Origin of the sequence: Reyranella soli (assembly GCF_007992495.1) — a bacterium.
In the GTDB taxonomy this organism is placed as follows: Bacteria; Pseudomonadota; Alphaproteobacteria; order Reyranellales; family Reyranellaceae; genus Reyranella; species Reyranella soli.
This window is the reverse complement of the sequence record NZ_BKAJ01000065.1, coordinates 67986-94518: the sequence shown is the minus strand read 5'-3', so window position 1 is coordinate 94518 and position 26533 is coordinate 67986. Positions and strand designations below refer to the sequence as shown.

Genomic DNA, 26533 nt, shown 5'->3' with positions numbered 1-26533 from the left:
TGCCGTCGGGCAGGCGCTTCAGCGGCGCGAACCGGCGCAGCGCGTGATAGTAGGGGAAGGGATCGTCGAGGAAGGCACGTTCGAGACTGGCGAGGTCGAACCGGCGGGCGAAGGCCTCCGCCTCGTCCGCCGGCAGCTCGATCAGACCAGCGCTCAGAGCTGCGCCTCCGAAAGGGCAAACACCGTACGGCCGGCAGCCTTGAGCGGCCCGAGCTGGGCCAGGGCCGGCGGCAGGATGACCTCGGCGTAGAAGCGGGCGGTCACGACCTTGGCTTCGAGGAAGTCGGGGTCGCCGTCGCGGCCGGCCAGCTTGGCCTGGGCCGCGAGGGCGCTCCTGGCCAGCAGCCAGCCACCCAGGGCCGTCCCGGCCAGCCTCAGGAAGGGCACAGAGCCCGCCAGGGCGGCGACGAGGTCGGCCTTGACCGACTGGGCCACCCACTTGGTGGCGTCCTCCAGGGCGTCCGCGGCGGCCTCCAGGGCCGTGCGGATGGCCGCCAGGTCGTCTCCCGGCGCCGCCTTGAGCTCCTCGGCCGTGGAGCGCATCTCGGCCACCAGGGCCAGCATGGTCTCGCCGCCGTCCTTGGCGACCTTGCGGCCCACCAGGTCGCGCGCCTGGATGCCGTTGGTGCCCTCGTAGATCGGCAGGATGCGGGCGTCGCGCAGGTGCTGGGCGGCACCCGTCTCCTCGATGAAGCCCATGCCGCCATGGATCTGCACGCCGGTCGAGGCGATCTCGTTGCCGAGGTCGGTGAACCACGCCTTGACGATGGGGATCAGGAGATCGACGCGGTCCTGGATCTTTTTCGCGGCACCCCGGTCGGGATGCTTCAGCGCGCCGTCGATGCCCGCCGCCGTGTAGTAGCCCAGAGCGCGCATCGCCTCGATCTGGGCGCGCATGGTCATCAGCATGCGGCGCACGTCGGCGTGATGGACGATCGACACCGGCTGCGCCTTGTCGCTGCCGTCGTCCTTGGATTGCACGCGCTGCTTGGCGAAGGCGGCGGCCTGTTGATAGGCGCGCTCGGCGATCGCCAGGCCCTGGATGCCGACCGAGAGCCGCGCGTTGTTCATCATGGTGAACATGTAGGAAAGCCCGCGGCCTTCCTCGCCCACGAGGTAGCCCACGGCGCCGCCGTCGTCGCCGAACGACATCACGCAGGTCGGGCTGGCGTGGATGCCGAGCTTGTGCTCCAGCGACACGCAGCGCAGGTCGTTGCGCGCAGCAAGCTTGCCGTCGGCGCCGACCAGGAACTTCGGCACGATGAACAGCGAGATGCCGCGCACGCCGGCCGGCGCATCGGGTGTGCGCGCCAGCACGAGGTGCACGATGTTCTCGGCCATGTCGTGCTCGCCGTAGGTGATGAAGATCTTCTGGCCGGTGACGAGGTAATGGTCGCCGTTCTTGACCGCGCGGCTCTTGAGCTGCGCCAGGTCCGACCCCGCCTGCGGCTCGGTCAGGTTCATGGTCCCCGTCCATTCGCCCGAGATCATCCGGGGCAGGAAGGTCGACTTCTGGTCGGCCGAGCCGTGATGGTGGATGGCGTCGATCGCGCCCTGGTTCAGCAGCAGCACCAGGCCGAAGCCCATGTTGGCCGCCTGCCACATCTCTTGCACTGTCGCCGCAAGCAGCCATGGCATTCCCTGACCGCCGAACTCGGGATCGAAGGGCAGCGAGTTCCAGCCGCCCTCGACGAATTCCTTGTAGATTCCGGCGAAGCCGGGCGCTGTGCGCACCACGCCGTTCTCGAGCTTGGCGCCGACCTTGTCGCCGTCTCGGTTGAGCGGCGCCAGGCCGTTGCCGGCAAGCTTGGCCGCTTCCTCCAGGACCGCGTCGACCGTGTCGTCCGTGGCATGCTCGTAGCCCGGCAGCGCGGAAATCTGTTGCAATCCTGCCACTTCGCGCAGCGCGAAACGCATATCGGCGAGTGGTGCGGTATAGGTCATCTGCTTTCCTCCGGGCCGCAATATGCCGCGCTCGGTCGCTTTTGGCGACCGGCTCAGGTATTTTCCAGGCATCATGTCCGACACCGTTCTTCTCGCCATCGACGGCCCGCGGGCCACCATCACGCTGAACGATCCAGCCAAGCACAATCGCCTCGATCCGGAGGGGCTCGACCTTCTGATGGCGGCGGTCGAGACGGCCGATGCCAACCCCGACGTGCGCGTCACGGTGATCACCGGGGCGGGCGATAAGACTTTCTGCTCGGGCTACGATCTCGGCTCGATCCCGGCCAGCAGCCAGAAGCAGACCGCCCACAAGGACTCGGCCTTCGAGAACGTCATGGACCGCATCGAGGCGATGCGCATGCCGACCCTGTGCGCCCTGAACGGCGGCGTCTATGGCGGGGCGACCGACATGGCGCTGGCCTGCGACTTCCGCCTCGGCGTCAAGGGCATGAAGTTCTTCATGCCGGCGGCGCGCTTTGGCCTGCACTACTATCCGAGCGGACTGCGCCGCTATACCCAGAAGGTCAGCCCGAGCTTTGCCAAGCGCGCCTTCCTGCTGTCGGAGAATTTTGGCGACGCCGACCTGCTGGCTGTGGGTTACCTGGACTGGTTGGTGGAACGAAGCGAGTTCAAGGGAAAAATCGACGAGATATCCAACCGGCTTGCCACGTTGGCGCCGCTTTCCATGGTGAACATGAAGCGTGCCATCGAGCAGTTTGCCCAGGCTGAACCCGACATCCCGGCAATCCGCCAGAACATGCGCGAGTGCGCCACCTCCGAAGACCTCCGCGAAGGTCTGGCTGCGCTGCGAGAGCGGCGGCAGCCTGACTTCAAGGGCCGCTGATCGATCATGCAACGACGCCTAGCCGCCATCGTCCATGCCGACATCGCGGGCTTTACCCGTATGATGGAGGGCTCGGAGACGCGCACCTTCCGGCATCTGAAGACGGCCCAGATCGAGGTCTGGCGGCCGGCGATCCAGGCGTCGAACGGCCGCCTGGTCGGCACGGCGGGTGATGCCATGCTGGCCGAGTTCGGCTCGGCCGTGACCGCCGTCAGCGCCGCGCTCGACATCCAGGAGCGCATGGCGAAGTTCAACGACACGATCGAGCCCGAGCAGCGGATGAACTTCCGCATCGGCGTGCACCTCGGCGAGGTCATCGTCGACGACGAGGACCAGAACATCTTCGGCGACGGTGTGAACCTGGCCGCCCGTATCCAGGCGATGGCGGAGCCCGGCGGCATCGCCGTGTCGCGCGCCGTGCGCGACCTGGTCGAGCTGCGCGTCGAATACGCCTTCGTCGACGGCGGCGAGCAATCGCTGAAGAATGTCAGCCGCACGGTGCAGATCTTCCACGTCCACCACACCAAGACGGCCGTGCCGGCCAACACGGCCGCGCTGGCCAACACCACGACGCGCATGGTGCCGCAGATCACCTTGCGCTTCGAAGGCACCGATTCGGCCAAGACCAAGCACAGTTTCGAGGTCACGCTCGAGAAGCTGATGAGCCGCTCGGACGGCATGGTGATCGGCCGCGCCGCCGACCAGTGCGACTTCGTCCTCGCCCATCCGACCGTGTCGCGCCGGCATGCCCGGCTGCGTGTGGCGGGTGAAGCGCTGCAGGTCGAGGATCTCGGCTCGACCAACGGCACCAAGGTGGGCGAGCAGGCGCTGAAGGCCGGCGAACCCGTGTCGCTGCATGTGGGCACCAAGCTGCGCATCGGCGATGTCGACATGATGCTGCGCCATCTGTAGCGAATCATGAGCGAGCCGACACACATAACCGGCCAACCGACGGACGTCGTTCCCGAGGTCGACTACGAGGCCCTGCAGCCGGGACAGACGATCGGCCGTTACGAGATCGTCTCGGTGCTGGGACAGGGCGGCTTCGGCATCACCTACCGCGCGCGAGACGTGCAGCTCGGCCGCGAGGTGGCGATCAAGGAATACCTGCCGTCCGCTCTGGCCATCCGCCAGGACGGCACGACCGTGCTGCCGCGCAGCACCAAGATGGCCGACGATTTTGGTTGGGGCCGCGATCGCTTCGTCACCGAGGGCCGCACGCTGGCGAGCCTGCATCGCGCGACGGCGATCGTTCACGTCTTCGACTACCTCGAGGCCAACGGCACCGCCTACATCGTGATGGAGCTCCTGAGCGGCGAGACGCTCGAGGACCGCATCGCCAAGAACGGCAAGCTCTCGGCTGAAGCAGTCGACCGCATCCTGTGGCCGCTGCTCGACGGCCTGGAGCAGGTGCACAATGCGGGCTTCCTGCATCGCGACATCAAGCCCGCCAATATCCTGCTCGATGCGCCCGGCAATCCGACGCTGATCGACTTCGGCGCCTCGCGCGCGGCGATGGCCGGACGCAGCACGGCGCTCACGGCCATCTTCACCCCGGGCTATGCCGCCGCCGAGCAGATGACCTCGGCCAAGCAGGGACCGTGGACGGACATCTACGGCCTGTCGGCCACGCTCTATCACGCCATTGCCGGCAAGAGGCCGCCCGGCGCCTTCGATCGCATGCTGAGCGACACGTACGAACCGCTGTCGCAGATGAAGCTGACCGGATTCCCGCCGGGCGTGCTGGCTGGCGTCGATGCGGGCCTTGCCGTGGTGGCGAGCGACCGGCCGCAGAGCATCGCCGGTTGGCGGCCGATCCTCGCCATGGCCGAGGCGCCGGCAGCCGATTCCACGGTCGCCATCGGCGCGCCGCCGTCGCTGCCACCACCGCAAGTACGGCATGTCTCCACCCTGCCGACGCCCGAGGCGCCCGGCACGTCCGGCCGGACCAGCCGGACCGGCCTGTGGCTCGCGCTGGCGGCTGTCTTGCTCGTTCTCCTGGGCGGTGGCGGCTACTACTACGCCATGCGCGGTCCTGATCCGGAGACCGTCAAGGCGCGCCAGGCGGCCGAGGAGGCCGAGGCGCGTCGCCTCAAGGCGGAGGAGGAATCAGCCAAGCTGCGCGCTGAGAATGAGCAGCGCCAGAAGGACGAGGCGGAGCGCCAGAAAGCTGCCGAGATCGCCGCTGCGCGCGAGCGCCAGCAGGCGGCCGAGGCCGCGGCCAAGAAGCAATTCGAGGAAGAGACCCGGCGCAAGCTGGAGGCCGAGATGGCCGCCCAGAAGAAGGCCGAGGAGGAGGCCAAGCGCAAGGCCGACGAGGAGGCCGAGGCACGCCGCAAGGCAGTCGAGGACGCCCGCAAGGCCGTCGAGTTCGTGTCAGGCGCCTTCGATCATTTCGGCAAGACGCTGATGGTGATCGGCATCAAGGGTCGCCCGGATGAGGTCCGCCTGCAGGGCGTCGACGTCGTCAACGATCCGGACCTGCACGCGGTCGCCGCCCAGGCGCTGGCCGCCCAGCCGCGTGACCTGCACTGCCGGCAGACCGACCGGTTGACCGACGGCACGCCGCTCTATCGCTGCCTGATCACCCAGCTCAATGCCAAGCAGCCGCTGAACGACATTCCCGATACCGACCGCGTCGACCTTGCTCTGCAGTTGGTGAAGAACGGCCTGGTGCTCGCTTCATGCGATGCGCCGCGTTCTTACGCTGACGCTGAAGACGATGCGCGTGGTCGCAAACAGGCCCTATGGGGTAGAGTAACGGTTCAGGAATACAAACGGAGATGCACCAGATGACTGCATTGATTGCCCAGACGACGACCGTGCGCATGGCTGGCCGGAAGCTCGCGATGCAAGCGGTCGGCATCGTCGCCGCCCTCGGCTTGGCGACGGCGTGCACGACCAGTGAGAGCGGCGGGCCTTCCAACCAGGCGATGGGCACCTTCATGGGCGCTGCAGTCGGCGGAGCGGTGGGCGGTCTCGCCTTCGGTTCGGCGGGCGGTGTCGTTGGCGGCGCCCTGGTCGGCGCGCTGGCGGGCAACCTGGTCGGCCGCGCGCTCGACAACCAGGAGCGCGCGCGCCTGGCGCAGGCGACGCAGAACGCCTTCACCGCCGAGACCAACCAGCCGACCACCTACACGGTCGAGCCGACGACGCAGACTACGGCGCCGCCTACGGTGGTGGCCGCCAAGCCGGTAGCGCCGGCGACGACGCGCGCCGACGGCAGCACCTGCCGTCCGATGGAGCTCACCGCCACCAAGAACGGTCAGACCACGACCGAGACCACGACCTTCTGCAAGTCGGCGGGCTCCAACGAGCTGAAGCCGGTTTCGGTGTAGCCAACGTCGTCTGGCCGCAACCATCGCTTCGTGGCAGCCTCTGCACCGGGCAGGGGCTCATGAGCGATTCGACTGGCCAGACGCAGGCCGCCACGCCGATCGATCTTGTGGCTTTGGCGGCCGGTCGCATGATCGGCCGCTACGAGGTCGTCTCTGTCCTGGGGCAGGGCGGCTTCGGCATTACCTATCGCGCCCGTGATGGCCAGCTCGGGCGCGAGGTCGCGATCAAGGAATACCTGCCGCTGGCGCTCGCCGTGCGCCAGGACGGCACGACGGTGCTGCCGCGCTCGACGACGGCAGCGCAGGACTTCGCCTGGGGTCGCGACCGCTTCGTCGCCGAAGGCCGCACGCTCGCCAGCCTGCAGAATGCGCCCGGCATCGTGCGGGTGTTCGATTTCCTCGAGGCCAATGGCACGGCCTACATCGTCATGCAGCTCATCCAGGGCGAGACCCTGGAGAGCCGCCTGAAGCAGGGCACCCTGCCGCCGGCCGCCATCGATCGCATCCTATGGCCGCTGCTCGACGGCCTGGAGCAGGTGCACGGCGCGGGCTTCCTGCATCGTGACATCAAGCCCGCCAACATCCTGCTCGACGCGGCGGGACATCCGACACTGATCGATTTCGGCGCCTCGCGTGCGGCAATGGCGGGGCGCAGCACGGCGCTCACCGCTGTCTTCACGCCGGGCTACGCGGCGGCCGAGCAGATGACATCGGCGAAGCAGGGGCCGTGGACGGATATCTACAGCCTGTCCGCCACGCTCTATCACGCCATTACCGGCAGGGCGCCGCCAAGCGCCTTCGACCGCATGCTCGATGATGCCTACGAGCCATTGGGCAAGGTGGGGCTGACAGGCTTCGGCCGCGGCCTGCTGGCCGGCCTCGATGCCGGCCTGGCCGTGCGCGCCAGCGACCGGCCGCAGAACATCGCCGGATGGCGGCCGATCCTGGGCCAGGTTGCGGCGCCCGACGCCGCAGTGACGGCGGTGATGGCGTCGTCGCCGCCGATGGCGCAGCCCGCCGTTGCGTCATCGCCCGCCGTTGCGTCGCCGCCCGCAGCGGCGCCTGCGCCATCGAAGAAGCGCGGCATCGGCCTGTGGCTCGGCGGTGCCGTTGCGGCTGTCCTTCTGCTGGCCGGAGGCTACTATGCCCTGGTCGGCGACAAGCGCGCGCCGCAGACGGCAGCGCAGGACACGCTGCTGGCGGCCGAGGCCCAACGGCTCAAGGATCAGGAGGAACTGGCCCGTTTGCGCGCCGACGAGGCAAGGCGCAAGGCCGAAGCCGAAATGGCCGAGAAGAAACGGCTCGAGGACGAGACGGCGGAGAAGAAGCGTCAGGAGGACGAGGCGCGGCAAAAGGCCGAAGCCGATGCCACGGCGCAACGCCAGGCCGAGGAGGCAGCGAAGAAACTTGCCGAGGCGGGCGAGGCCGGCTTGCGATTGTCGATGCTCGACCGCCAGCACGTCCAGGTCGCGCTGACGGCCCTGGGCTTTTCGCCCAACAACACCAACGGGACCTTCGGCAACCGCACGCGCGAGATGATTGCGAGTTGGCAGAAATCGCGGAACGAGCCGGCAACGGGTTATCTGACAGGCGCCCAGAACCAGGCCCTTCTGCGCGACGCCTCGCCGGCGGTCGCGCGCTTCGACGAGGAAAGGAAGCTCGAGGAGGCGCGCAAGAAGGCCGAAGAGGACAAGGCCACGGCCGAAGCGGCAGCCCGGACGCCTGCGCCGGCCGCCGCGCCTGCGCCGCCACCACTTGCGCCCCCGCCAGCCGCGCCCAATGTCGCGGCCGCAGTCCCCAGGTCAGGGCCCGACGGCCTGTGGACCGGGACTTATCATTGCTCGCCGTCACGGGCCGGCGGCGGCGAATTCTCGGCACGGTTCCACATTACGCTATCGGGCGACACCGGCACCTGGGTCCGGCCGGGTTCCGAAGGCGGTACGATGGTCGGCAACCAGTCGATCTCGATCCGGATCACGGGCGCGCACGTCGTGGTCTCGCGCGTCTACACGCCGGGCAACCGCGTCGGCGTGTTCCAGACCGCGACGATGGCGGGACGCTTCGAAGGCAACAGCATCACGGGCTCGGGTCCCGAGCACAATAGTGGCGGTCGCACTTGCGATATCTCGCTCAGTCGGGCGCAATAGCGGCAGCACATACACAAGGACGGATCATGGCAGGCAATCTCAAGGCGGCGGAGCTGCGCCGGCTGCTGGCGCAGGGCGAGTTCATCCTGGCCCCTGGCATCTATGACGGCATCTCGGCGCGCGTCGCCGACAGTATGGGTTTCCCGGCGCTCTACATGACGGGTTATGGCGCCACGGCCTCGATGCTGGGGCTGCCCGACGCCGGCCTCGCGACATACTCTGACATGGTGGGTCGCGCCGAGATGATCTGCTCGGTGGTGAAGACGCCGCTGATCGCCGATGCCGACACCGGCTACGGCGGATTGCTGAACGTGCAGCGCACGGTGCGCGGCTACGAGGCGGCGGGCGTCGCGGCGATTCAGATCGAGGATCAGGAGATGCCCAAGAAGTGCGGCCATACGCCCGGCCGGCGCGTCGTGCCGGCCGAGGAGATGGTGATGAAGATCCGCGTCGCCGCCGACGCGCGGCGCCATGCCGAGACCATGATCGTGGCGCGCACCGACGCGCGCACCGCGCACGGTCTCGACGAGGCGCTGCGCCGCGCCCGGCTCTACGAGGAGGCGGGTGCCGACGTGATCTTTGTCGAATCGCCCGAGACCGAGGCTGAGCTGGAACGCATCGGTAAGGAAGTGAGCAAGCCCCTGCTCGCCAACATGGTCGAGTTCGGCAAAACGCCGCGGGTCGAGGCCGACCGGCTGAAGAAGTGGGGCTTCGACATCGCCATCTATCCCGGGCTGGGCTTCAGCGTTGCTGCAGAGGCCATGCGCGAAGCCTGGTCTTATTTGAAGGACAAGGGCACCAGCGCGGGCATCGAAGTGCCACAATATCGCGGCATGCACGAGCTGATGGGGTTCCCCGAAGTGTGGGACTTCGAAAAGCGCTGGGTGTCATGAACGGCAAGCAGTTCCTTGAAATGCTGGCGCGCCTGCCGGCGCGGGTCTGGCTGCAGGCCATCCTGGGCCTGATCGGCTTCGTCGTGCTGGCGGTGCTGGGCTTCGCCGTGATCGCGGGCGTGGCGGCCGTCGTGCTGGTGGCGATCCTGATCTTCAAGGCGCGCCAGTGGCTGGCGAGCCTCTTCACCGGCAGCCCGATGCCCGAGCCGCCGGCCCGTCAGGACCGCAAGGTGATCGACGTCCAGTACGAGATCGTCGACCGCTCCAAGGATGATGTGAAGCGTTAGTCTTTGCTGGGGGCGCGCCACTCCAGTGGCGCGTCTTCTCATGCTCTTCCGGACCGCGCGCATCTTGCGCGCTCATGAATCATGAGCGAGCTGGAAGCTCGCGGTCCGGAAGACCATGACGCGCCACTGGAGTGGCGCGCCCCCAGCCTCAACACGACCACTGGAAGCCGTCGATCACGAAGTGCTGGCCGGTGATGAAGCAGGGCTCGGAGGTGGCGAGAAAGGCCACGAGCTGGGCGACGTCGGCGGGTGTGCCGAGGCGGTTCAGCATGATGCCCTTCTTCATCTCCTCGCCGCGCGAACGGGTCAGGCTGTTGCCGAGCTCGGTCTCGATCACGCCGGGGCAGATGGCGTTGATCATGATCTTGGGCCCGAGTTCCTTGGCCAGCGACCGCGTCAGCCCCAGGATGCCGGCCTTGGCCGTGGCATAGGCGTGCTTGCTGACGGCGCTGGTGACGCCGCCCGACAGCGCGTTGAGCGACGACATGCTGGCGATGCGCCCGCCGCCATCCTGCTTCAGCATGATCGGCGCCACGGCATGGATGTAGTTGAAGCAGCTCTTCAGGTTGACCGCGATGGTGCGGTCGAATTCCTCCTCCTTGATCTCCAGGATGCCCTTGGCGTTGGAGGCGCCGGCGTCGTTCAGCAGGAAGTCGATGGCGCCCCACTGCCGGGCGACATCGTCCACCACGTCGTGGGCGCGTGCGAACGAGGCGACGTCGGCCTGGTAGGTGAGCGCCTTGCGGCCGAGCGCTTCGATCTCGCCCGCGGTGCGCTTCATCTCGGGCTCGAGAAGATCGACCAGGGCGATGTCGTAGCCGCGCCTTGCCAGTTCCAGGGCGCAGCCGCGGCCGATGCCGCGCGCGCCGCCGGTAACGATAGCCGTCTTGCTCATGCCGCGTGTTCCTTGGCGTAGCGTGCGACCTGCTCGTGGGTGGCGAACCACACCTTGCCCTTCGCCTTGGCGTGGCGGATCAGCTCGTCGACGATCCAGATGCGCGAGCGGTAGCCGATGATGTGCGGATGCATGGTGAGCTGGAAGATGCCGCCCTCGTCCCATGCCGCGTCGAGCTCGCGCCTGAAGGTTTCCAGCACGTCGGTCGGCGGCGTGTAGGGCCGGAGCGAGGAGAAGCGGTGCATGGAGAAGTAGACCGCATCGTCGCGCACCCATTCGACGGGCAGTTCGAGCACGCCGGTCGGCTCGCCGTGCAGCAGCAGCTCGTAGCAATCCTCGTCGGCCATCAGCGAGGAGTCGTAGAACAGCCCCATCTCCTTCTCGATGGCGAGCGTATTGGGGCTGAAGTCCCACGACGGCGTGCGCATCCCGACGGCGCGCTTGCCGGTGACCTTCTCCAGCGTGTCGGCCGAGCGCAGCATCAGGTCGCGTTCGGCCTCGTAGGGCAGCACCGAGTTGAGCTCGTGGATCCAGCCGTGGATGCCGATCTCGTGGCCTTCGGCAATCAAGGCGCGCTGCTCCTCGGGATGCAACAGGGCGGAGACCGCGGGCACGTAGAACGTCGCCTTGACGTCGTGGCGCTCGAGCAGGGCGCGGATGCGCGGCACGCCGACCCGGCTGCCGTACTCGCCCCAGCACAGCCGGCCGATCGACTTGCCGCCGTCGCGCAGCTCGTTGGTCTCATGGTCGGAATCGAAGCTGAGCGCCATGGCGCAGCGCGCGCCGCCGGGCCAGGCATCGGGTCGGTAGCGTTTGCCGGCGCGGACTTGCTTTACCAGCTTGCGCCAGTGCTCCTCGCTCCACTGCCAGGGTTCGAGCTGTTCCGCGGCATGGGTATCGGGCATCACGACCTCCGTATCCGTTTAGGGTCTTCCGCTCAGGTCCAGAAGATAGACATATTCGATCCCGTCGACTGGATCGACATGCTCGCCGATCCTTTTGAAACCGAGCTTCGCGGCCAGTCCTATCGATGGCTGGTTGTCGGGCGCTATCGTGGCGACGAAGCGGCCAACGCCGTGCGTCTCGCCGGCCCAGCGCATCAGGCCGCCGACCGCCTCCTCGGCATAGCCGCGCCGCCGGCAGTCGGCGAAGACGACATAGCCGAACTCGACGGCGTGCCGCGCATAGGGGTGCAGGTAGTCCGGGTCGGGGCGGCTGTGGAACCGGACGTGCCCGACCATGCGCCTGGACTCCTTGAGAAGGATCGCGCGCGCCGACCACGGCAGATAGTCGATGTCCTCCGCCAGCCGCGCCTCGGCGTACCGCAGCACGTCGGGCTCGTCGATCAGGTCGGAGGGAACGGTGGCGTCGAGGCTGAGCTCGACCGCCCGTCGATCACCGTCAAGGCCGGCACGAAGGGCAGAGGGGGCGATGAGCCGCAACAGCAATCGCGGCGTTTCGATGTCGTCCTGGCGGATCAATCGCGAGTGCAGCTTACACCGACAGATCCAGGATCTTGCCCGGGTTCATCAGGTTCTGCGGATCGAGCGCGCGCTTGATGGCGCGCATGGTGTCGAGCTCGATCTTGCTGCGATAGTGCGCGAGCTCCTCGACCTTCATCTGGCCAATGCCGTGCTCGGCCGAGATCGAGCCGCCGTAGCGCACGACGATGTCGTAGACCGCCGTGCTGATGTCATGGGCGTGCGCCATGAAACGCGGCTTGTCCCAGCCCGCCGGCGCCTGGCAGTTGAAATGCAGGTTGCCGTCGCCGACATGGCCGAACGGCACCGGCCGGCACTCGGGCAGGACCTTCTTCATGGCCGTCAGCCCTTCGCTCATGAAGGCCGGGATCTTGCTCACCGACACCGAGATGTCGTGCTTGATCGACGGACCCTCGCGCTTTTGGGATTCGGAGTGGTTCTCGCGCAGGGCCCAGAAGGCTTTGGCCTGCGCCTCGTTCTGAGCCAGCGCCGCATCGAGCACCAGGCCTTGTTCCATGGCTTCGCCGAGATAGGCTTCCATCTTCTCCAGGAGTCCGGTCTCGTTGGCGCCGGCGCGGCGCGGCCGGGTCGATGACCATTCCAGCAGCACGTACCAGTCGTGACGCTCGCTGAGCGGATCGGCCGAGCCCGGGATGTGCTGCAGCACCAGATCGACGCCCTGGCGGGCCATCAGCTCGCAGGAGGTGACGTTGTCCTCGCTGGCGGCATGGGCGCCGCTCAGCAATGCCACGGCGGCCTCAGGCGAGGGCACGGCGATCCACGAGGTCGCGATGTCCTTGGGCTTGGGCCAGAGCTTCAGCACTGCCTTGGTGATGATGCCGAGCGTGCCTTCGGCGCCAAGGTAGAGATCGCGCAGGTCGTAGCCGGTATTGTCTTTCTTGAGCGCGCGCAGGCCGTTCCACACCTCGCCCTGCGGCGTCACGACTTCCAGGCCCAGCACAAGCTGGCGGGCATTGCCGTAGTGCAGCACCTGGACGCCGCCGGCATTGGTCGAAAGGTTGCCGCCGATGGTGCAGCTGCCCTCGGCGGCAAGGCTCAGCGGAAACAGCCGGTCGTGCTGGGCCGCCGTCTCCTGGATGATCTTGAGCACCACGCCCGCCTCGACCGTCATGGTGTAGCCGATGGTATCGACCTCGACGATGCGGTTCATGCGGTTGAGCGACAGCACGATCTCGCGGCCCTGTGGGTGCGGTGTGCCGCCACCCATCATGCCAGTGTTGCCGCCTTGCGGCACGATCGCGACCTTCTCGGCGATGCAGAGCTTTACGACGGCCGCCACTTCCTCGGTGGTTGCTGGCCGCACCACGGCCAATGCGGCGCCGAGATAGTTCTCGCGCCAGTCGGTGAGGTAGGGGTGCTTGCCCGGCTCGTCGAGGATCAGCCCACGCTCGCCGACGATGGCCTGAAGCTTGGAAATGAAGTCGGTCATCTCAACTCTCAACCTCCTCCCCCGTCATACGGGGGAGGGTAGGGAGGGGGAAGGCCCCAAAGCAGGTTCTTGAAAGTTTCAGATCTGAAATTGGCAGGCATCGCGACCGGGGCTTTCCCCCTCCCTGCCTTCCCCTTATGACGGGGGAGGTGATGAGTTAGAGCCGCAAAATCTTGCCGGGGTTCATGATGTTCTTCGGATCGAGCGCGCGCTTCAGCGAGCGCATGGTGTCGAGCTCGATCTTGCTGCGGTAGTGCGCCAGCTCGTCGATCTTGTCGACACCGATGCCGTGCTCGGCCGAGATCGAGCCCGCCATGTCGCGCACCAGGTCGTTCACCGCGCGCGTGATGGCGGGCGCATACTGGCGCAGCGTCTCGCGGTCCATGCCGACCGGGGACATGAAGGAGAAGTGGATGTTGCCGTCGCCGATATGGCCCAGCGGATAGGGCCGGATGCTGGGCAGGATCTCTAGCACCGCCTTCAGGCCCTTGTCGATGAAGCTCGGTACCTTGGAGGTCGACACCGAGATGTCGAAGCTCAAGCCTCCGCCCTCGGCGCGCGAGGCCGGCGCCACCGATTCGCGGATGGTCCACATGTTGCGCGCCTGCGCTTCGTTCTGGGCGATCACGGCGTCGCGCACGCGGCCTGTCTCGAACTGCTCGGCGAGGAAATGCTCCAACTTTTCCGACATGCCCTCGGCGCCGTCGGCCTTGGGCCGCGACGACGACCATTCGAGCAGCAGGTACCAGTTGGTGTCGGCCTTGAGCGGATCCTGCACGCCGGGAATGTGGCGCAGCACCACGTCGGTGCCGGCGCGGCTCATCAGCTCGCACGACCCGACATTGTCGTCCGACGCGGCATGCGCCTCCGACAGGATTTCGATGGCAGCCTGCGGATCGCGCACGGCGAGCCAGGCCGTCGCCACGTCCTTGGGCGCGGGCCACAGCTTCAGCACCGCCTTGGTGATGATGCCGAGCGTGCCCTCGGCGCCCATGAACAGGTGTTTCAGGTCGTAGCCCGTGTTGTCCTTCTTGAGCGAACGCAGGCCGTTCCACACGTCGCCGTTGGGCAGCACGACTTCGAGACCCATCACCAGGTTGCGCGCATTGCCATAGCGCAGCACCTGCACGCCGCCGGCATTGGTCGACAGGTTACCGCCGATGAGGCAGGAGCCCTGGGCGCCCAGGCTCAGCGGAAAGAAGCGATCGTGGCTCGCCGCGGTCTCCTGCAGCGTCTGCAGAATGCAGCCGGCCTCGACGGTCATCGAATAGCCGACCGGATCGACCTCGATCACTTTGTTCATGCGGCCGAGCGAGAGGACGATGCCGCTATGCGTAGGGTAGGGCGTAGCGCCGCCCATCAGCCCGGTGTTGCCGCCCTGCGGCACGATGGCGATGCCGTGCTGGTAGCAAAGCTTCACGACTTTCGAGACTTCCTCGGTCGTGCCCGGCCGCACCACGACGGCGGCGGTGCCCACCAGCGAGCCGCGCCAGTCGCGCACGAACGGCTCCTTGCCCTGCTCGTCCAGGATCAGGCCCTTGTCGCCGACGATGGCGCGCAGGCCGTCGAGCACGGCCGGCGTCACGGGGACAGTGGGGATGCTGGGCGGGGCGAACGTGTCGGGCATCGATTTCCTCTCCTTGATTGGAGCCTACCGCCGCCCATCCGTGCCGTCATCCGCGGCCGCGCGGCGCAGGCGGTCGTTGATCGCAAGACCAAGTCCGGTTTGCGGAATGGGCATGACCGCGATACGCACGTTGCCCGCCTGGTCCAGGGCGCGCAGGTAGGTGAACAGGTTGGCGGCTGCTTCGGTGAGATCGCCATTGGGGCTGAGATTGAGCGTTTGGCGAGCACCGGACGGCGACTGCGGACCGAAGGCAAGCAGGGCCTCATCAGCGGCAATATTTGTCGCGTTCAATCGCACAGGCCGCGCCGGAGCATAATGACTGGCGAGTTGTCCGGGCGACTTGCGAGCGGAGTCGCCGCTCGGAATGGCGTCGCTCACAGCGATGGGGCCGATCACGGCCTCGATCGCCTCGCGCGTGGCGCCGCCGGGCCGCAGCAGCGTCGGCGTCGAGGTCGAGAGATCGAGCACGGTCGATTCCAGTCCGACCTCGCACGGCCCGCCATCGAGGATCAGCTTCACCCGATCGCCCAGCGACTCCGCGACGTGCTCGGCGCGCGTCGGGCTGACGGCGCCGCTGCGATTGGCCGAGGGCCCGGCGATCGGCCGGCCGGCGGCGCGGATCAGCGCCTGGGCCATGGGATGGGCCGGCGCTCGGATCGCCGCGGTGTCGAGGCCGGCTGTCGCCAGCAGGGCGATCGGCGAGCCCTTGATTCGCGGCAGGACCAGCGTCAGCGGCCCCGGCCAGAAGCGCGCGGCGAGCTTGTCGGCGGTCTCGTTCCACTGGACCAGCCGCTTGGCCTCACCGGCATCGAGCACATGGGAGATCAGCGGATTGAACTGCGGCCGGCCCTTGGCCTCGAAGATCTTCGCGACCGCGCGTTCGTTGGTGGCGTCGCCGCCCAGGCCGTAGACCGTCTCGGTCGGGAAGGCCACCAGCTCGCCCTCGCGGATCAGCCGCGCGGCGTCGGCGATGCTCACCTGGCGTCCTTGCTGCGGGCGATGAAGTGCGGATTCTTGAAGGTCGGCTTGCCGTAGCCGAGCTGCCGACCGTCGGTCGTCACGACTTCGCCGCCGGCCGCCTCGAGCACGGCATGGCCCGCCGCAGTGTCCCATTCGTTGGTCGGCCCGAAGCGCGGGTAGATGTCGGCCTTGCCCTCGGCGATCAGGCAGAATTTCAGCGACGAGCCTGCCTGCACGCGATCGGCGACGGTGAGATTGTTGCTGCGGAACCAGATGTCGAGATCGCTGTAGATGGCGTGGCTGCGGCTGGCACAGGCGGTGAGGCCGTTGGCCGGCGCCGGCCGGGTATGGATCGGCGTGAAGGGACCATCACCTTCGCGCTTGTCGGCGCCCTCGCCGACGATGCCGCGCCACAGCGTGCCGCTGGCCGGCGCCAGCACGATGCCGAGTGTCGGCTTGCCGTCCTCGATCAACGCGATGTTCACGGTGAACTCGCCGTTCCTCTTGATGAATTCCTTGGTGCCGTCGAGCGGGTCGACCAGCCAGAACGGCCCGCCGTTCTTCAGCACGGGCACGCGGCCGCCCGCCATCTCCTCTTCGGCCACCACGGGTGTGTCGGGCGTGAGGGCGCGCAGGCCCTTGACGATGATCGCCTCGGCGGCGTTGTCGGCGTCGGTCACCGGGCTCTTGTCGGCCTTGTTGCGCACGCCGAGATCGCCGGCATAGATGCGCATGATCTCGCGCGCCGCTTCTTCGGCAAATTCGGTGCAGGACTGGCGGAGCGTCTCGCGGGAGGGCAGGGTCACGGAATCCGTTGCGTTGATGGCGCCGACCTTATAACCCATCCCTGCATGGCAGAAAGGCCCCTCGGCGTCATATCGGCCCTGCCCGAGGAACTCGCCCATCTCAGCGACCGTTCGGGCCAGGTGCGGGAAATCGGCGGCTTCGCGTTCTGGCAGAGTGAGATCGCCGGCCGCGAGGCGGTATTCGTCGAATCGGGCGCCGGCAAGGTCAATGCCGGCGTGGCGGCGTCGTTGCTGCTGGATCGTTTCGACTGCCGTGCGCTCCTGATGTGCGGCGTGGCGGGCGGCCTCGATCCGGCGCTGGGCGTGGGCGACATCGTGGTCGGCACCAGCAACACCCAGCACGATTTCGGCATGCACCGCGAAGCAGGCTTTCACACCATCCAGCCGGGCAGCCGGCCGTCCAAGGGCGAGGAATGGAAGCCGGGCTATGCGGTGGCCGACGCGGTTGTGGCGCGTTTGCGCGCGGCCGTGATGGGGCTCGCATTGGAGCCGCTGCCGGAAGCGGTCGGCGTGGGGCGGCGCGTGCCTGCCGTGCATTTCGGCGGCATCCTGACGGGCGATGCCTTCGTCAACGCCGATTCACTGCGCGAGCGGCTGCGCGCGACGTTCCAGGCGCAGGCGGTCGAGATGGAGGGCGGCGCCGTGGCGCAGGTGGCGCGCCGCTGGGGCGAGGACATTCCATTCGTCAATGTGCGCTGCCTGAGCGATCTCGCCAGCAGCGAAAGCCATCTCGACTTTCGCGCCTTCCTGCCCGTCGCCTCTCGGCTCGCCTCGCAGGTCGCGCACCGGCTAGCGCCGGTGATCTGATCTGGGAGCGCGGGCCTCTGGCCCGCATCATGATCATGAGCGGGCCAGAGGCCCGCGCTCCCAGATCAGCTTGCCTTCAAGACACGCCCGGCGACGGCGTCGAGCTTCTTCGCCACCTCCGCCGACCGCGCGGCCGGCGCAGTGATCAGCGCATGCTCCAGCGCGCGGTCGCAGCCGTGCGGGCAGGGGGTGGGTCGCGACTCCTTCAGGAGCGGCGCCACCATCGTGACCAGCGTCTTGGCCTTCTCGGCGTTGTCGAGCAGGACGCGCACGATGTCGGCGACCTGCACATGGTCGTGATCGGGATGCCAGCAGTCGAAGTCGGTGACCATGGCGACGGTGACGTAACAGATCTCCGCTTCACGGGCGAGCTTGGCCTCGGGCATGTTGGTCATGCCGATCACGTCGCAGCCCCAGCTCCGATAGAGCCGCGATTCGGCCAGGCTGGAGAATTGCGGGCCTTCCATGGCGAGGTACGTGCCGCCGAACTTGATGGGGAAGCCTGCCTGTCGCGCGCAGTCGTGCACGGCGTGGGCGAGGCGATTGCAGGTCGGATGGGCCATCGACACATGGGCGACGAAGCCCTCGCCGAAGAAGCTCTTGTCGCGCGCGAAGGTGCGATCGATGAACTGGTCGACCACCACGAAATAACCGGGCGGCAGGTCCTCGCGCAGCGAGCCGCAGGCTGACAGTGAAAGGATATCGGTGACGCCGATGCGCTTCAGGGCGTCGATGTTGGCGCGGTAGTTGATCGAGGTCGGCGAATGGCGATGGCCGCGGCCGTGGCGCGGCACGAACACCACGTCGAGCCCGTCCAGCACGCCGAACAGGAACTCGTCCGAGGTCTCGCCGAACGGCGAGGCGATTCGCTGCCATTTCGCGTCTTTCAGGCCGGCGATGTCATAGACCCCGCTGCCGCCCATGATTCCCAACACCGTCATTTGCTTCTCCTTACGGGCGGTGGTGTATCATCACTGCCGCACGAATTGGGAGTAATCCATGGGCAGGCTCGACGGCAAGATCACCATTGTCACCGGCGCGACCAGCGGCATCGGCCGGCGGACCGTCGAGGTTTTCGCCCGCGAGGGCGCCAAGGTCGTGGCGACTGGCCGGCGCGAGGAGCTGGGTCGCTCGCTCGAGGCCTCGGTCGGCAAGGACAAGTGCCTGTTCGTCAAAGCCGACGCCACCGAGGAAGCCGACGTCCAGGCGATGGTCGACGCCTGCCTATCGAAGTGGGGCCGCCTTGACTGCCTGTTCAACAATGCCGGCGGCCCGGCGCCGGTGGGCGGCATCGAAACCATTCCGGTCGAGGGCTTCGACGCCGCCATGGCGACGCTGGTGCGCTCGGTGATGCTGGGCATGAAGCACGCCGCGCCGATCATGATGAAGCAGGGTTCCGGCAGCATCATCAACAACGGCAGCGTGGCCGGTCGCCGTGCCGGCTACTCGACCTCGATGATCTACGGCGCCGCCAAGGCCGCCGTGAACCATCTGACGGTCTGTGCCTCCATGCAGCTCGGCGAGCAGGGTGTGCGCTGCAACTCGATCTCGCCGGGCGGCATCGCCACCGGCATCTTCGCCAAGGCGCTCGGCCTGGCGCCCGACAAGGCCGACGCCTTCGCCGAGTCGATGAAGGCCATGATGGCCAAGCTGCAGCCCATCCCACGTGCCGGCAGCGTCGACGACATCGCCAACGCCGCCGTGTTCCTGGCGTCCGACGAATCGAGCTTCATCAACGGCCATGATCTGGTGGTCGATGGCGGCGTCGTCGGCGGCCGCCTGTGGACGCCGCATCAGGAGGGCGTCAAGGCGATGCGCCAGGCATTCGGCGTCGACGAAGTCTGAGGGTACGATGCCGGCGCGCGCCCTTGCAGCCCTTGCCGTCGCCTTCGCCTGGTGCCTGGCGCTGGCAGCGGTTCCCGCCGTGGGCCAGGAACCCGTGCTCACGCCGTTCGTCGCCGACGTGTTGTGGGCGCCCAATCCCGCCTCCGGATCGGACGGGCGGCGCCACCTGGTCTACGAGCTGCGCGTTGCCAACACGACCGCAAGCGGCCTCGCGCTCAACAAGGTCGAGGTGCTGGACGAGCCGTCCGGCAAGCTGTTGCTGAGCCTGGATCGTGACGGCCTTGGCACGCGCTTCTCGATCGGCGGCCGGCGCGGCTCGGAATCGGCCGACCTCGGCGTCGGTCAGTTCGGTGTGCTGTTCCTGCACGTGGCGCTCGAGCCAGGCGACCTGCCGCGCGCGATCGCGCACCGCCTCTCGCTGCGTCTCGTGCAGCCCGACATCGACTTCTCCGCGACGGTTGCCCGCACGCCCGTCGTCGGTCGCCCTGAGGTCGTGCTGGGGCCGCCGCTCCTCGGCACGGGCTACGTTGCCGCCGACGGCTGCTGCGATTCCATCCGTCACGTGCGCGCCCTGTTGGCGCTGAACGGGCACTTCACCCTGGCGCAGCGTTTCGCGATCGATTGGGAACAGATCGACTCCGAGAACCGTGTGGTCAAGGGGGACACCAAGACGTTGTCGAACTACGTCATCTATGGACGCGACGTCCTGGCCGTCGCCGACGGCACCGTGGTGTCCTCGCGCAACGACCTGCCGGAGCAGGTGCCGGGCGCGCTGCCGCAGGGCATGACCATCGACCAGGCCGACGGCAACTTCGTGGTGCTCGACATCGGCGGCGGCAACTACGTGCTGTACGCCCACATGCAGCCCGGCAGCGTGACGGTGAAGGCCGGGGCCAGGGTGAAGCGCGGCGACGTGCTGGGGAAGGTGGGCAACACCGGCAACACCCAGGCGCCGCACCTCCACCTGCATGTGATGGACGGCCCGTCGCCGCTGGCATCGAACGGCCTTCCCTACGTCTTCGACTCGTTCAAGCTGACCGCCGTCGACAAGGCAGGCACCGCCGATTTCGACAAGGCCGAGGCGACCGGCTCACCGCTCACCCTGACGCCGGTATCGCCGCCGCAGGTCCTGTCGCGGGTCCTGCCGCTGGATCTTTCGGTGGTGGAATTCGCGCGATGAAGGGCCGCGCGCTCGCGACCTTGTTGATGGGCAGTTGGGCCCTGACCGGATCGCCTGCGATAGCGGACACGACGGCCGAGAAGGCCATTCGCGATGCCTTGACGCGATGGACCGCCGACTTCAATGCGCGCGATGCTTCGCGCATCTGCGATCTTTTCGCGCCGGACCTGCGCTACGATTTCCGCGGCCAGCCCGAGCGCGACTTCAACGCGATGTGCAGCGGGCTCAAGCAGGCGCTCGCTGACCGGTCGAAGACGCTGAGCTACGCGTTCGACATCAAGGAGATTATCGTCTCGGGTGACATGGCGATCGTGCGCCTGGTCTGGACCTCGAAGCTTTCACGTTCGGACTCTGGCCAGGTGATCGAGACCAAGGAACCGGGCCTCGACGTCTTCCGTCGGCAGCCCGATGGCATGTGGCGAATATCGCGTTACATGGCTTACGAGGCGCCATAAGGCTCCAGCCCTTCCATTTGGGGATGTTTTTCGCTGTCCGGCTTGGGGTGACGTTGGAGGCCTATCACGGCGAGGGCGACAACGCGCCGTATCGCGCTAAAGCAGGCAGCGGTTGGCGTTCGAGTAGCAGTTCCTTGTAGACTTCGGCTCCGGGGCTCGAACGTCCCCGAACGCCGAGGAGCACGATGGGCAAGGAATTCTGGAAGTCGGCCTGTCCGCACGATTGCCCCAGCGCCTGCTCGCTGGAAGTCGAGCGCCTGTCGTCGACGCGCATCGGCCGCATCCGCGGCGCTGCGGCGAACACCTACACCGACGGCGTCGTCTGCGCCAAGGTCGCGCGCTACGCCGAGCGGGTTCACCATCCCGACCGGCTGAAGCAGCCGCTGCAGCGGGTGGGCGAGAAGGGCAAGGGCGAGTTCCGGCCGATCTCCTGGGACGACGCCCTGAACGAGGTCGCCGAGGCGTTCACGCGCGCCGCGCGAACGCATGGGCCCGAGGCGGTCTGGCCGTATCATTCCGGCGGCACCATGGGCGTCGTGCAGCGTTGGGGCATCGACCGACTGCGCCATGCTTTCGGCTACTCGCGGCAGAAGAGCACGATCTGCGTGACGCCGGCCGATTCGGGCTGGCGCGCCGGAGTCGGCAAGCTGTGGGGGCCCGATCCGCGCGAGATGGCGCAGTCGGACCTGATCGTCGTCTGGGGCGGCAATCCGGTGTCGACTCAGGTCAATGCGATGACCCACATCGCCAAGGCACGCAAGCAGCGCGGCGCCAAGCTGGCGGTGATCGACGTCTACCGCACGCCGACGGTCGAGACCGCCGACATCGGCCTGGTGCTGCGGCCGGGGACCGACGCCGCCCTGGCGCTCGCCATGATGCATGTGCTGCTGAAGGAGGGCTTCGCCGACCGCGATTACCTCGCGCGCTATACCGACTTCGGGGCCGACATCGAGCAGCATATCGCCGACAAGACGCCGCAATGGGCATCGGCCATCACCGGGCTGGCGGCGGCCGAGATCGAAGACTTCGCGCGGCTCTATGGCCGGACGCAACGCTCCTTCCTGCGCCTGGGTTTCGGCTTCACGCGCTCGCGCAACGGCTCGGCCGCCATGCACGCCGTGACCTGCCTGCCGGCGATCACCGGCGCCTGGCGGCACCAGGGCGGCGGCGCCTTCTTCCTGAGCTGGGACAACTGGCGGCTCGACACCACGCTGGCGCACGGGCTCGATATGATCGATCCCAAGACCCGGATCATCGACCAGTCGCGCATCGGCCCGATCCTGTGCGGCGACAAGGATGCGCTGGCCGGCGGCCCGCCGGTCATGGCCATGCTCATGCAGAACGCCAACTCGGCCAACGTCGCGCCCGACAGTGCCGCCGTGGCGCGCGGGCTCGGCCGCGAGGATCTGTTCACCTGCGTGCACGAGCAGTTCATAACGGCGACGGCGAAATACGCCGACATCCTGCTGCCGGCCGCGATGTTCCTCGAATACGACGACCTCTATTACGGGCTGGGCCATACCCATCTGACGGTCGGGCCGGCCGTGCTCGACCGCTACGAGGACTGCCACACCAACCACGAGCTGATCTGCGGCTTGGCGCAGCGGCTGGGCTCCAACCAGCCGAGCTTCCGCATGAGCGCCGTCGAGCTTCTGGACGCGACGCTGCGCGCCTCGGGCCGCGGCACCTGGGACGAGGCGGTGGCGAAGGGCTGGATCGACTTTGCCGAGGACTTCCAGTCGTCGCACTTCCTCGACGGCTTCCCGTCGAGCGATGGCCGCTTCCACTTCAAGCCCGACTGGAGCGCCGTCGGCCCGTACCATGCCGGCCTCAAGCCGCTGCCCGACCACCTCGAGAACTATGAGCGCGAGAGCGAGGACATGCCGTTCCGGCTGGTCGTGCCGCCGGCCCGCGCCTTCCTCAACACCACCTTCACCGAAACGCCGGGCTCGATCAGCCGCGAGGGCGAGCCGCGGGCGCTGATCCACGAGGACGATGCGACGCGGCTCGGCGTGACGGAGGGAGCTGTGGTGCGGCTGGGTAACGCCCGAGGCGAGGTGCGCGTGAAGGCGCGCCCGTCGCTCACCGCGCGGCAGGGCGTCGTCATCGTCGAAGGCAACTGGCCGAGCGGCGCCTATCTCGATGGCGTTGGGATCAATACGTTGATCGGCGCCGATCCTGTGCCGCCGAACGGCGGCGCTGCGTTCCATGACACTGCGATCTGGCTCAAGGTGGCCTAGCCCGATCGAGGGAGCCCAAGGGCTGGTGGCCCGACCGTCGCGATATGCTTGTGATGGAGTCGTGTAGCAACAACGTCACATATGCTTGGCTCAAGGCATCGGGCAGATGTGCGCATTTGATGCTGACATCGCCATCGACTATATGGTAGAATAAATTCACTTTCATACAATTTATTAGTGTGGCGTTGGCTCTCGCAGGATGTGGCGGGCCAAGATTGTCGCCCAACACTTCTTGCTCCCGCCTTTCATCGAGTTTTCGAAGATCGGGCAGGACCAAATAGGCAGCCGGTACACCCTGGCTCGATCGTGATCGACCGTAACCGGTCAGCACCGACAGGAGGGGACCATGGCACTCGGCGATGGCATTCGCAGGAACATCCTTTCCGTTTCTGCCTCGGAACGCCAACGGTTCGTGAACGCGATCGTTGAGCTCAACAACCGTAAGTATCCTGGCAGCCGCACCGACTTCCCGGCCGGCGGCGTGTCGTACTGGTTCAAGATGGACGAGATCCATCAGGCCACTCACGTCCACGGCGGGCCGGCTTTCCTGCCGTGGCACCGCGAGATGTGTAACCTCTTCGAATCGCTGCTGCGCGAGGTCGATCCCGACCTGTCGCTGCACTATTGGGACTGGAACCAATCGATCGCGCCGCTGTTCCCTCTGTTCGGCAATACGAGCGGCGACGCAGGGGAGCCCTGGCTGAGCGCCAAGTTCTACGACCCGGCCGCGCCGGGCGACAACTGGCGCGATGAAATCATCCACGGCAACCCGTTTTCGCCATGGCAGGGACACTACGACCTGCACGGCAATCCTGCCGATCCTCCCAAGGCGCGGGTGCGTGCCGTGCAGACCGGCATGCCGCCGGTCGGCAGTGGCGACTGGCCAAGCGACTCCGACTTCGTCAATGCGGCGGACTACGCCTCCTTCGACAGCCTGATGCAGGGTCCGGCGGGCAATGCGCACTCCAACGCGCACAGCTGGCTCGGGCTCGGCAATGCCCATACGTCGTTCCGCGATCCCCTGGTCTTCCTGCTGCACTCCAACGTCGATCGGCTATGGGCCATGTGGCAGACGCAGGCGGGGCACACCGACCGCCTCGATCCGAACTTGGTCTACGGTGGGTTGGGAGCGGATCCCGAGATCAACGAGCCCCTGCAGCCCTGGGCGGGCACCGGCCCCTGGCCGACGCGGCCCTGGTACACGCCGGACAGCCAGCAGTTTACCAAGACGAGCAAGCATCCGACAGTGGTGCGTCCACCGTGTTACGACACACTGCCGATCTCCCCGCCGTTGATCACGCTCGAAACGATGAGCATCAATTTCAACGATGTGCCGGTCGGGGAGACGGCGGCGCGCGCCATCGTCTTTACCGCGCTCTCCTGCGACGACCTGCACTTCTCAATCACCTCGGGACCGGCCGTACTGACCGGGCCGCCGGGCACTGTCTTCGGGACCTTCCCCGCGCCGCTTGGCACGTCCATGTCGATCCCCCATATCTCGAGCGTAACGCCGCCCAAGGGACGTCTCTGGATCAGCTACAAGGGCACCGCCGACGGTGACATGGCGACAGGCACGGTCACCGTGCACTGCACCGAGACAGGCCAGGATTTCGTCGTCAACATCGCCGCAAACACCATCGCGCGGCTCTCGGTGGCCGTGATGCTGGTGCTGGATCAATCCGGTAGCATGGATTGGACAGCCGGGATCGACGCTACGACCAAGAGGATCGACGTGCTGCACCAAGCGGCCACGCAGTTCGTCCAGCTCGCGCAGGACAGCAGCCGCGTCGGCGACGGCGTCGGCATGGTCAGCTTCGATCATAATGCCTACCCAGGCATTGGCGTTACCCGCAACAACGGGACGGGCTTCGATCTCGGGCCGGTCGCCACGGCGATCCAGAACCTTCACCCAGCCGGCGCCACGTCGATCGGCAACGGCGTGGCCCTCGGCCGAAGCACACTCGATCCGGTTGCGGGCTACGACCGCAAGGCGATGGTGATCTTCACCGACGGCCTCGAGAACACACCATTGATGATCTCCGACGTGATGGGCAGCATCAACGACCGGACCTTCGCCATCGGTCTTGGCACCGCCCAGCAGGTCAGTGCCGGCGCGCTGACGGCGCTGGCCAATAACACCGGCGGACGCCTGCTGCTGAGCGGCCGCCTCAGCCCGGCCATTGACGACTACTTCCGGCTCAGCAAGTTCTTTATGCAGGTGCTGGCCGGCGTGCAGAACACCGAGATCGTCACCGACCCGTCAGGTTACATCACGCCGGGCATGAAGGTCCGCATCCCATTTGTGCTGAGCGACACTGACATCGACAGCACGGTCATTCTCCTGACCGACCTCAGGGCGATCCGCTTCATGGTCGAAACTCCGGCGGGCGTCGTGATGGACCCGGCAGGGGCGGCGGCGCTGGGGGCGACCTATGGGACCGGCACCAATCTCGCCTACTACCGCTACACGCTACCCTTGCCGCTGGGTCCGCAACCGGCACATGCCGGGACTTGGCATGCGCTGCTCGAGGTCGACGAAGCGACGCTGAAGCGACTGGCCCATGGCAACGACAAGGCGATCTCGGCCCTGCGCTCGTGGCTGGTTCATGGCATCCGCTACAACGTGAGCGTGCAGGCCTACTCGAACCTGCGGATGGCAGCGAACCTGTCGCAGAACAGCCTCGAACCAGGTGCGACGATGACGATCAGGGCATCGCTCGCCGAGTACGGCGTTCCGGTGGACCACCGAGCCGGCGTCTATGCCGAGGTGGAAAGGCCGGATGGATCGTCCACGACCATCCTGCTGATGGAAGGCGAGCCTGGCCGCTTCGAGGCGAGCATGGTCGCTGCCATCGCCGGCGTGTACCGCTTCCGGTTAATCGCCCAGGGGGGCACGTTGCGGAAAGTCCCCTTCACGCGCGAGCAGCTGCTGACTGGCTCGGTCGTGCTCGGCGGCAACAACCCGTCGCCGGTTGGGGATCCCAAGCGTGGGCATGAGATGTGCGATCTGCTCGAGTGCCTGCTGAAGCCGGAGGCGTTCGGACGTCTCCTGGCTGAGCACAAGATCGACGTCGACGCCGTCCGCAAATGCATCGAGCAGTGGTGCAAGGGGCGCGAGCTGTCGCCGGATGAGATCCGCAGGCGCGAGGGCATCGCGGCACCGACCGCGGCCGGCGCGCCTCCGGCGCTGACGGCGGCTTTCACGACCGAGCAAATCGCGGTGCTGACGGACATCGTCCGACGGCTGCAGCAAACCGGCGGCGGGCTGGCGCAAGCGTCCGAGATCATGACGCACAAGCCTGGCCAAGAGCCTCCGACTTGCTCCTGATCG

The 26533-nt window shown here is 67.2% G+C and carries 22 protein-coding genes; 13 read left to right on the top strand and 9 right to left on the bottom strand.

The window, feature by feature from the left end:
- Positions 1–153: 153 nt before the first annotated feature.
- Entirely contained in the window at positions 154–1944 is a 1791-nt protein-coding gene (locus tag RSO01_RS18025) for an acyl-CoA dehydrogenase (protein ID WP_147150532.1), read from the bottom strand.
- Between the two features lie 73 nt (positions 1945–2017).
- Between RSO01_RS18025 and RSO01_RS18020 the strand changes: the two genes are divergently transcribed.
- From RSO01_RS18020 to RSO01_RS17990, 7 genes are read left to right on the top strand one after another with little or no spacing between them, the layout of a single operon-like run.
- Positions 2018–2791 (top strand): enoyl-CoA hydratase/isomerase family protein, encoded by a 774-nt coding sequence (locus tag RSO01_RS18020; protein ID WP_170303157.1) that lies wholly within the window; start codon positions 2018–2020, stop codon positions 2789–2791.
- Between the two features lie 6 nt (positions 2792–2797).
- Positions 2798–3703 (top strand): adenylate/guanylate cyclase domain-containing protein, encoded by a 906-nt coding sequence (locus RSO01_RS18015; RefSeq protein WP_147150530.1) that lies wholly within the window; start codon positions 2798–2800, stop codon positions 3701–3703.
- Between the two features lie 6 nt (positions 3704–3709).
- Positions 3710–5587: a serine/threonine-protein kinase gene (locus RSO01_RS18010; protein WP_147150529.1), complete on the top strand. Its 1878-nt coding sequence runs from the start codon at positions 3710–3712 to the stop codon at positions 5585–5587.
- On the top strand, positions 5584–6129 hold the full coding sequence (locus RSO01_RS18005; RefSeq protein WP_170303156.1) for a glycine zipper domain-containing protein: 546 nt from the start codon (positions 5584–5586) through the stop codon (positions 6127–6129). The genes RSO01_RS18010 and RSO01_RS18005 overlap by 4 nt, the downstream gene beginning before the upstream one ends.
- Positions 6130–6188: 59 nt before the next feature.
- Positions 6189–8276 carry a serine/threonine protein kinase gene (locus RSO01_RS18000; RefSeq protein WP_147150527.1) on the top strand — a complete coding sequence of 696 codons (2088 nt, stop codon included), beginning with the start codon at positions 6189–6191 and terminating at the stop codon, positions 8274–8276.
- 26 nt (positions 8277–8302) lie between these two features.
- On the top strand, positions 8303–9169 hold the full coding sequence (locus RSO01_RS17995) for an isocitrate lyase/PEP mutase family protein (RefSeq protein WP_147150526.1): 867 nt from the start codon (positions 8303–8305) through the stop codon (positions 9167–9169).
- A complete protein-coding gene (locus tag RSO01_RS17990) occupies positions 9166–9456 on the top strand; it encodes a hypothetical protein (protein ID WP_147150523.1) in 291 nt (96 codons plus the stop codon). The genes RSO01_RS17995 and RSO01_RS17990 overlap by 4 nt, the downstream gene beginning before the upstream one ends.
- Positions 9457–9604: 148 nt before the next feature.
- On the opposite strand, the gene RSO01_RS17985 is transcribed toward RSO01_RS17990, so the two are convergent.
- The 7 genes from RSO01_RS17985 to cysQ form a co-directional block, all read right to left on the bottom strand.
- Positions 9605–10351, bottom strand: a complete 747-nt coding sequence (locus tag RSO01_RS17985; protein WP_147150521.1) for an SDR family NAD(P)-dependent oxidoreductase — start codon at positions 10349–10351, stop codon at positions 9605–9607.
- Positions 10348–11256, bottom strand: a complete 909-nt coding sequence (locus RSO01_RS17980; protein WP_147150520.1) for a polysaccharide deacetylase family protein — start codon at positions 11254–11256, stop codon at positions 10348–10350. The genes RSO01_RS17985 and RSO01_RS17980 overlap by 4 nt, the downstream gene beginning before the upstream one ends.
- Positions 11257–11274: 18 nt before the next feature.
- On the bottom strand, positions 11275–11832 hold the full coding sequence (locus RSO01_RS17975) for a GNAT family N-acetyltransferase (protein WP_170303155.1): 558 nt from the start codon (positions 11830–11832) through the stop codon (positions 11275–11277).
- Positions 11833–11845: 13 nt separating this feature from the next.
- Positions 11846–13282, bottom strand: coding sequence for an FAD-binding oxidoreductase (locus RSO01_RS17970; protein ID WP_147150517.1), 1437 nt, complete (start codon positions 13280–13282; stop codon positions 11846–11848).
- Between the two features lie 157 nt (positions 13283–13439).
- Positions 13440–14909, bottom strand: a complete 1470-nt coding sequence (locus RSO01_RS17965) for an FAD-binding oxidoreductase (protein WP_147150515.1) — start codon at positions 14907–14909, stop codon at positions 13440–13442.
- 24 nt (positions 14910–14933) lie between these two features.
- Positions 14934–15887: an L-threonylcarbamoyladenylate synthase gene (locus tag RSO01_RS17960; RefSeq protein ID WP_147150513.1), complete on the bottom strand. Its 954-nt coding sequence runs from the start codon at positions 15885–15887 to the stop codon at positions 14934–14936.
- Positions 15884–16603: a 3'(2'),5'-bisphosphate nucleotidase CysQ gene (gene cysQ, locus RSO01_RS48445; protein ID WP_373867927.1), complete on the bottom strand. Its 720-nt coding sequence runs from the start codon at positions 16601–16603 to the stop codon at positions 15884–15886. The genes RSO01_RS17960 and cysQ overlap by 4 nt, the downstream gene beginning before the upstream one ends.
- A 117-nt stretch (positions 16604–16720) precedes the next feature.
- On the opposite strand from cysQ, the gene mtnN reads away from it, so the two are divergent.
- Complete coding sequence (gene mtnN / locus RSO01_RS17950) at positions 16721–17482, top strand: 5'-methylthioadenosine/S-adenosylhomocysteine nucleosidase (RefSeq protein ID WP_147150511.1); 762 nt, start codon at positions 16721–16723, stop codon at positions 17480–17482.
- A gap of 65 nt (positions 17483–17547) precedes the next feature.
- Here the strand turns inward: mtnN and RSO01_RS17945 are convergent, their stop codons facing one another.
- Positions 17548–18423, bottom strand: coding sequence for an S-methyl-5'-thioadenosine phosphorylase (locus tag RSO01_RS17945; RefSeq protein ID WP_147150509.1), 876 nt, complete (start codon positions 18421–18423; stop codon positions 17548–17550).
- A gap of 58 nt (positions 18424–18481) precedes the next feature.
- Here RSO01_RS17945 and RSO01_RS17940 point away from each other — a divergent pair, with 58 nt between their 5' ends.
- The 5 genes from RSO01_RS17940 (at position 18482) to RSO01_RS17920 (ending at position 26530) form a co-directional block, all read left to right on the top strand.
- A complete protein-coding gene (locus tag RSO01_RS17940) occupies positions 18482–19327 on the top strand; it encodes an SDR family NAD(P)-dependent oxidoreductase (RefSeq protein WP_147150508.1) in 846 nt (281 codons plus the stop codon).
- Between the two features lie 7 nt (positions 19328–19334).
- Complete coding sequence (locus tag RSO01_RS17935) at positions 19335–20507, top strand: M23 family metallopeptidase (RefSeq protein ID WP_147150507.1); 1173 nt, start codon at positions 19335–19337, stop codon at positions 20505–20507.
- Complete coding sequence (locus RSO01_RS17930; RefSeq protein WP_147150505.1) at positions 20504–20962, top strand: YybH family protein; 459 nt, start codon at positions 20504–20506, stop codon at positions 20960–20962. Before RSO01_RS17935 ends, RSO01_RS17930 begins: the two co-directional genes overlap by 4 nt.
- 185 nt (positions 20963–21147) lie before the next feature.
- Positions 21148–23202 (top strand): molybdopterin-containing oxidoreductase family protein, encoded by a 2055-nt coding sequence (locus tag RSO01_RS17925; RefSeq protein WP_147150503.1) that lies wholly within the window; start codon positions 21148–21150, stop codon positions 23200–23202.
- A 346-nt stretch (positions 23203–23548) separates the two neighbouring features.
- Positions 23549–26530, top strand: a complete 2982-nt coding sequence (locus RSO01_RS17920) for a tyrosinase family protein (protein WP_147150501.1) — start codon at positions 23549–23551, stop codon at positions 26528–26530.
- Positions 26531–26533: the final 3 nt, after the last annotated feature.

What these genes read in the sequence shown, in the direction of transcription:
- RSO01_RS18005 (WP_170303156.1), top strand. Translation starts at nt 5,584, where the DNA reads ATGACTGCATTGATTGCCCAGACGACGACCGTGCGCATGGCTGGCCGG.
- RSO01_RS17965 (WP_147150515.1), bottom strand. Translation starts at nt 14,909, where the DNA reads ATGCCCGACACGTTCGCCCCGCCCAGCATCCCCACTGTCCCCGTGACG.
- RSO01_RS18015 (WP_147150530.1), top strand. Translation starts at nt 2,798, where the DNA reads ATGCAACGACGCCTAGCCGCCATCGTCCATGCCGACATCGCGGGCTTT.
- RSO01_RS18020 (WP_170303157.1), top strand. Translation starts at nt 2,018, where the DNA reads ATGTCCGACACCGTTCTTCTCGCCATCGACGGCCCGCGGGCCACCATC.
- RSO01_RS17990 (WP_147150523.1), top strand. Translation starts at nt 9,166, where the DNA reads ATGAACGGCAAGCAGTTCCTTGAAATGCTGGCGCGCCTGCCGGCGCGG.
- RSO01_RS17970 (WP_147150517.1), bottom strand. Translation starts at nt 13,282, where the DNA reads ATGACCGACTTCATTTCCAAGCTTCAGGCCATCGTCGGCGAGCGTGGG.
- RSO01_RS17940 (WP_147150508.1), top strand. Translation starts at nt 18,482, where the DNA reads ATGGGCAGGCTCGACGGCAAGATCACCATTGTCACCGGCGCGACCAGC.
- RSO01_RS17925 (WP_147150503.1), top strand. Translation starts at nt 21,148, where the DNA reads ATGGGCAAGGAATTCTGGAAGTCGGCCTGTCCGCACGATTGCCCCAGC.
- RSO01_RS17980 (WP_147150520.1), bottom strand. Translation starts at nt 11,256, where the DNA reads ATGCCCGATACCCATGCCGCGGAACAGCTCGAACCCTGGCAGTGGAGC.
- RSO01_RS18025 (WP_147150532.1), bottom strand. Translation starts at nt 1,944, where the DNA reads ATGACCTATACCGCACCACTCGCCGATATGCGTTTCGCGCTGCGCGAA.
- RSO01_RS18010 (WP_147150529.1), top strand. Translation starts at nt 3,710, where the DNA reads ATGAGCGAGCCGACACACATAACCGGCCAACCGACGGACGTCGTTCCC.
- RSO01_RS17930 (WP_147150505.1), top strand. Translation starts at nt 20,504, where the DNA reads ATGAAGGGCCGCGCGCTCGCGACCTTGTTGATGGGCAGTTGGGCCCTG.
- RSO01_RS17945 (WP_147150509.1), bottom strand. Translation starts at nt 18,423, where the DNA reads ATGACGGTGTTGGGAATCATGGGCGGCAGCGGGGTCTATGACATCGCC.
- RSO01_RS17920 (WP_147150501.1), top strand. Translation starts at nt 23,549, where the DNA reads ATGGCACTCGGCGATGGCATTCGCAGGAACATCCTTTCCGTTTCTGCC.
- RSO01_RS18000 (WP_147150527.1), top strand. Translation starts at nt 6,189, where the DNA reads ATGAGCGATTCGACTGGCCAGACGCAGGCCGCCACGCCGATCGATCTT.
- cysQ (WP_373867927.1), bottom strand. Translation starts at nt 16,603, where the DNA reads ATGCGCATCTATGCCGGCGATCTCGGCGTGCGCAACAAGGCCGACAAG.
- mtnN (WP_147150511.1), top strand. Translation starts at nt 16,721, where the DNA reads ATGGCAGAAAGGCCCCTCGGCGTCATATCGGCCCTGCCCGAGGAACTC.
- RSO01_RS17995 (WP_147150526.1), top strand. Translation starts at nt 8,303, where the DNA reads ATGGCAGGCAATCTCAAGGCGGCGGAGCTGCGCCGGCTGCTGGCGCAG.
- RSO01_RS17985 (WP_147150521.1), bottom strand. Translation starts at nt 10,351, where the DNA reads ATGAGCAAGACGGCTATCGTTACCGGCGGCGCGCGCGGCATCGGCCGC.
- RSO01_RS17935 (WP_147150507.1), top strand. Translation starts at nt 19,335, where the DNA reads ATGCCGGCGCGCGCCCTTGCAGCCCTTGCCGTCGCCTTCGCCTGGTGC.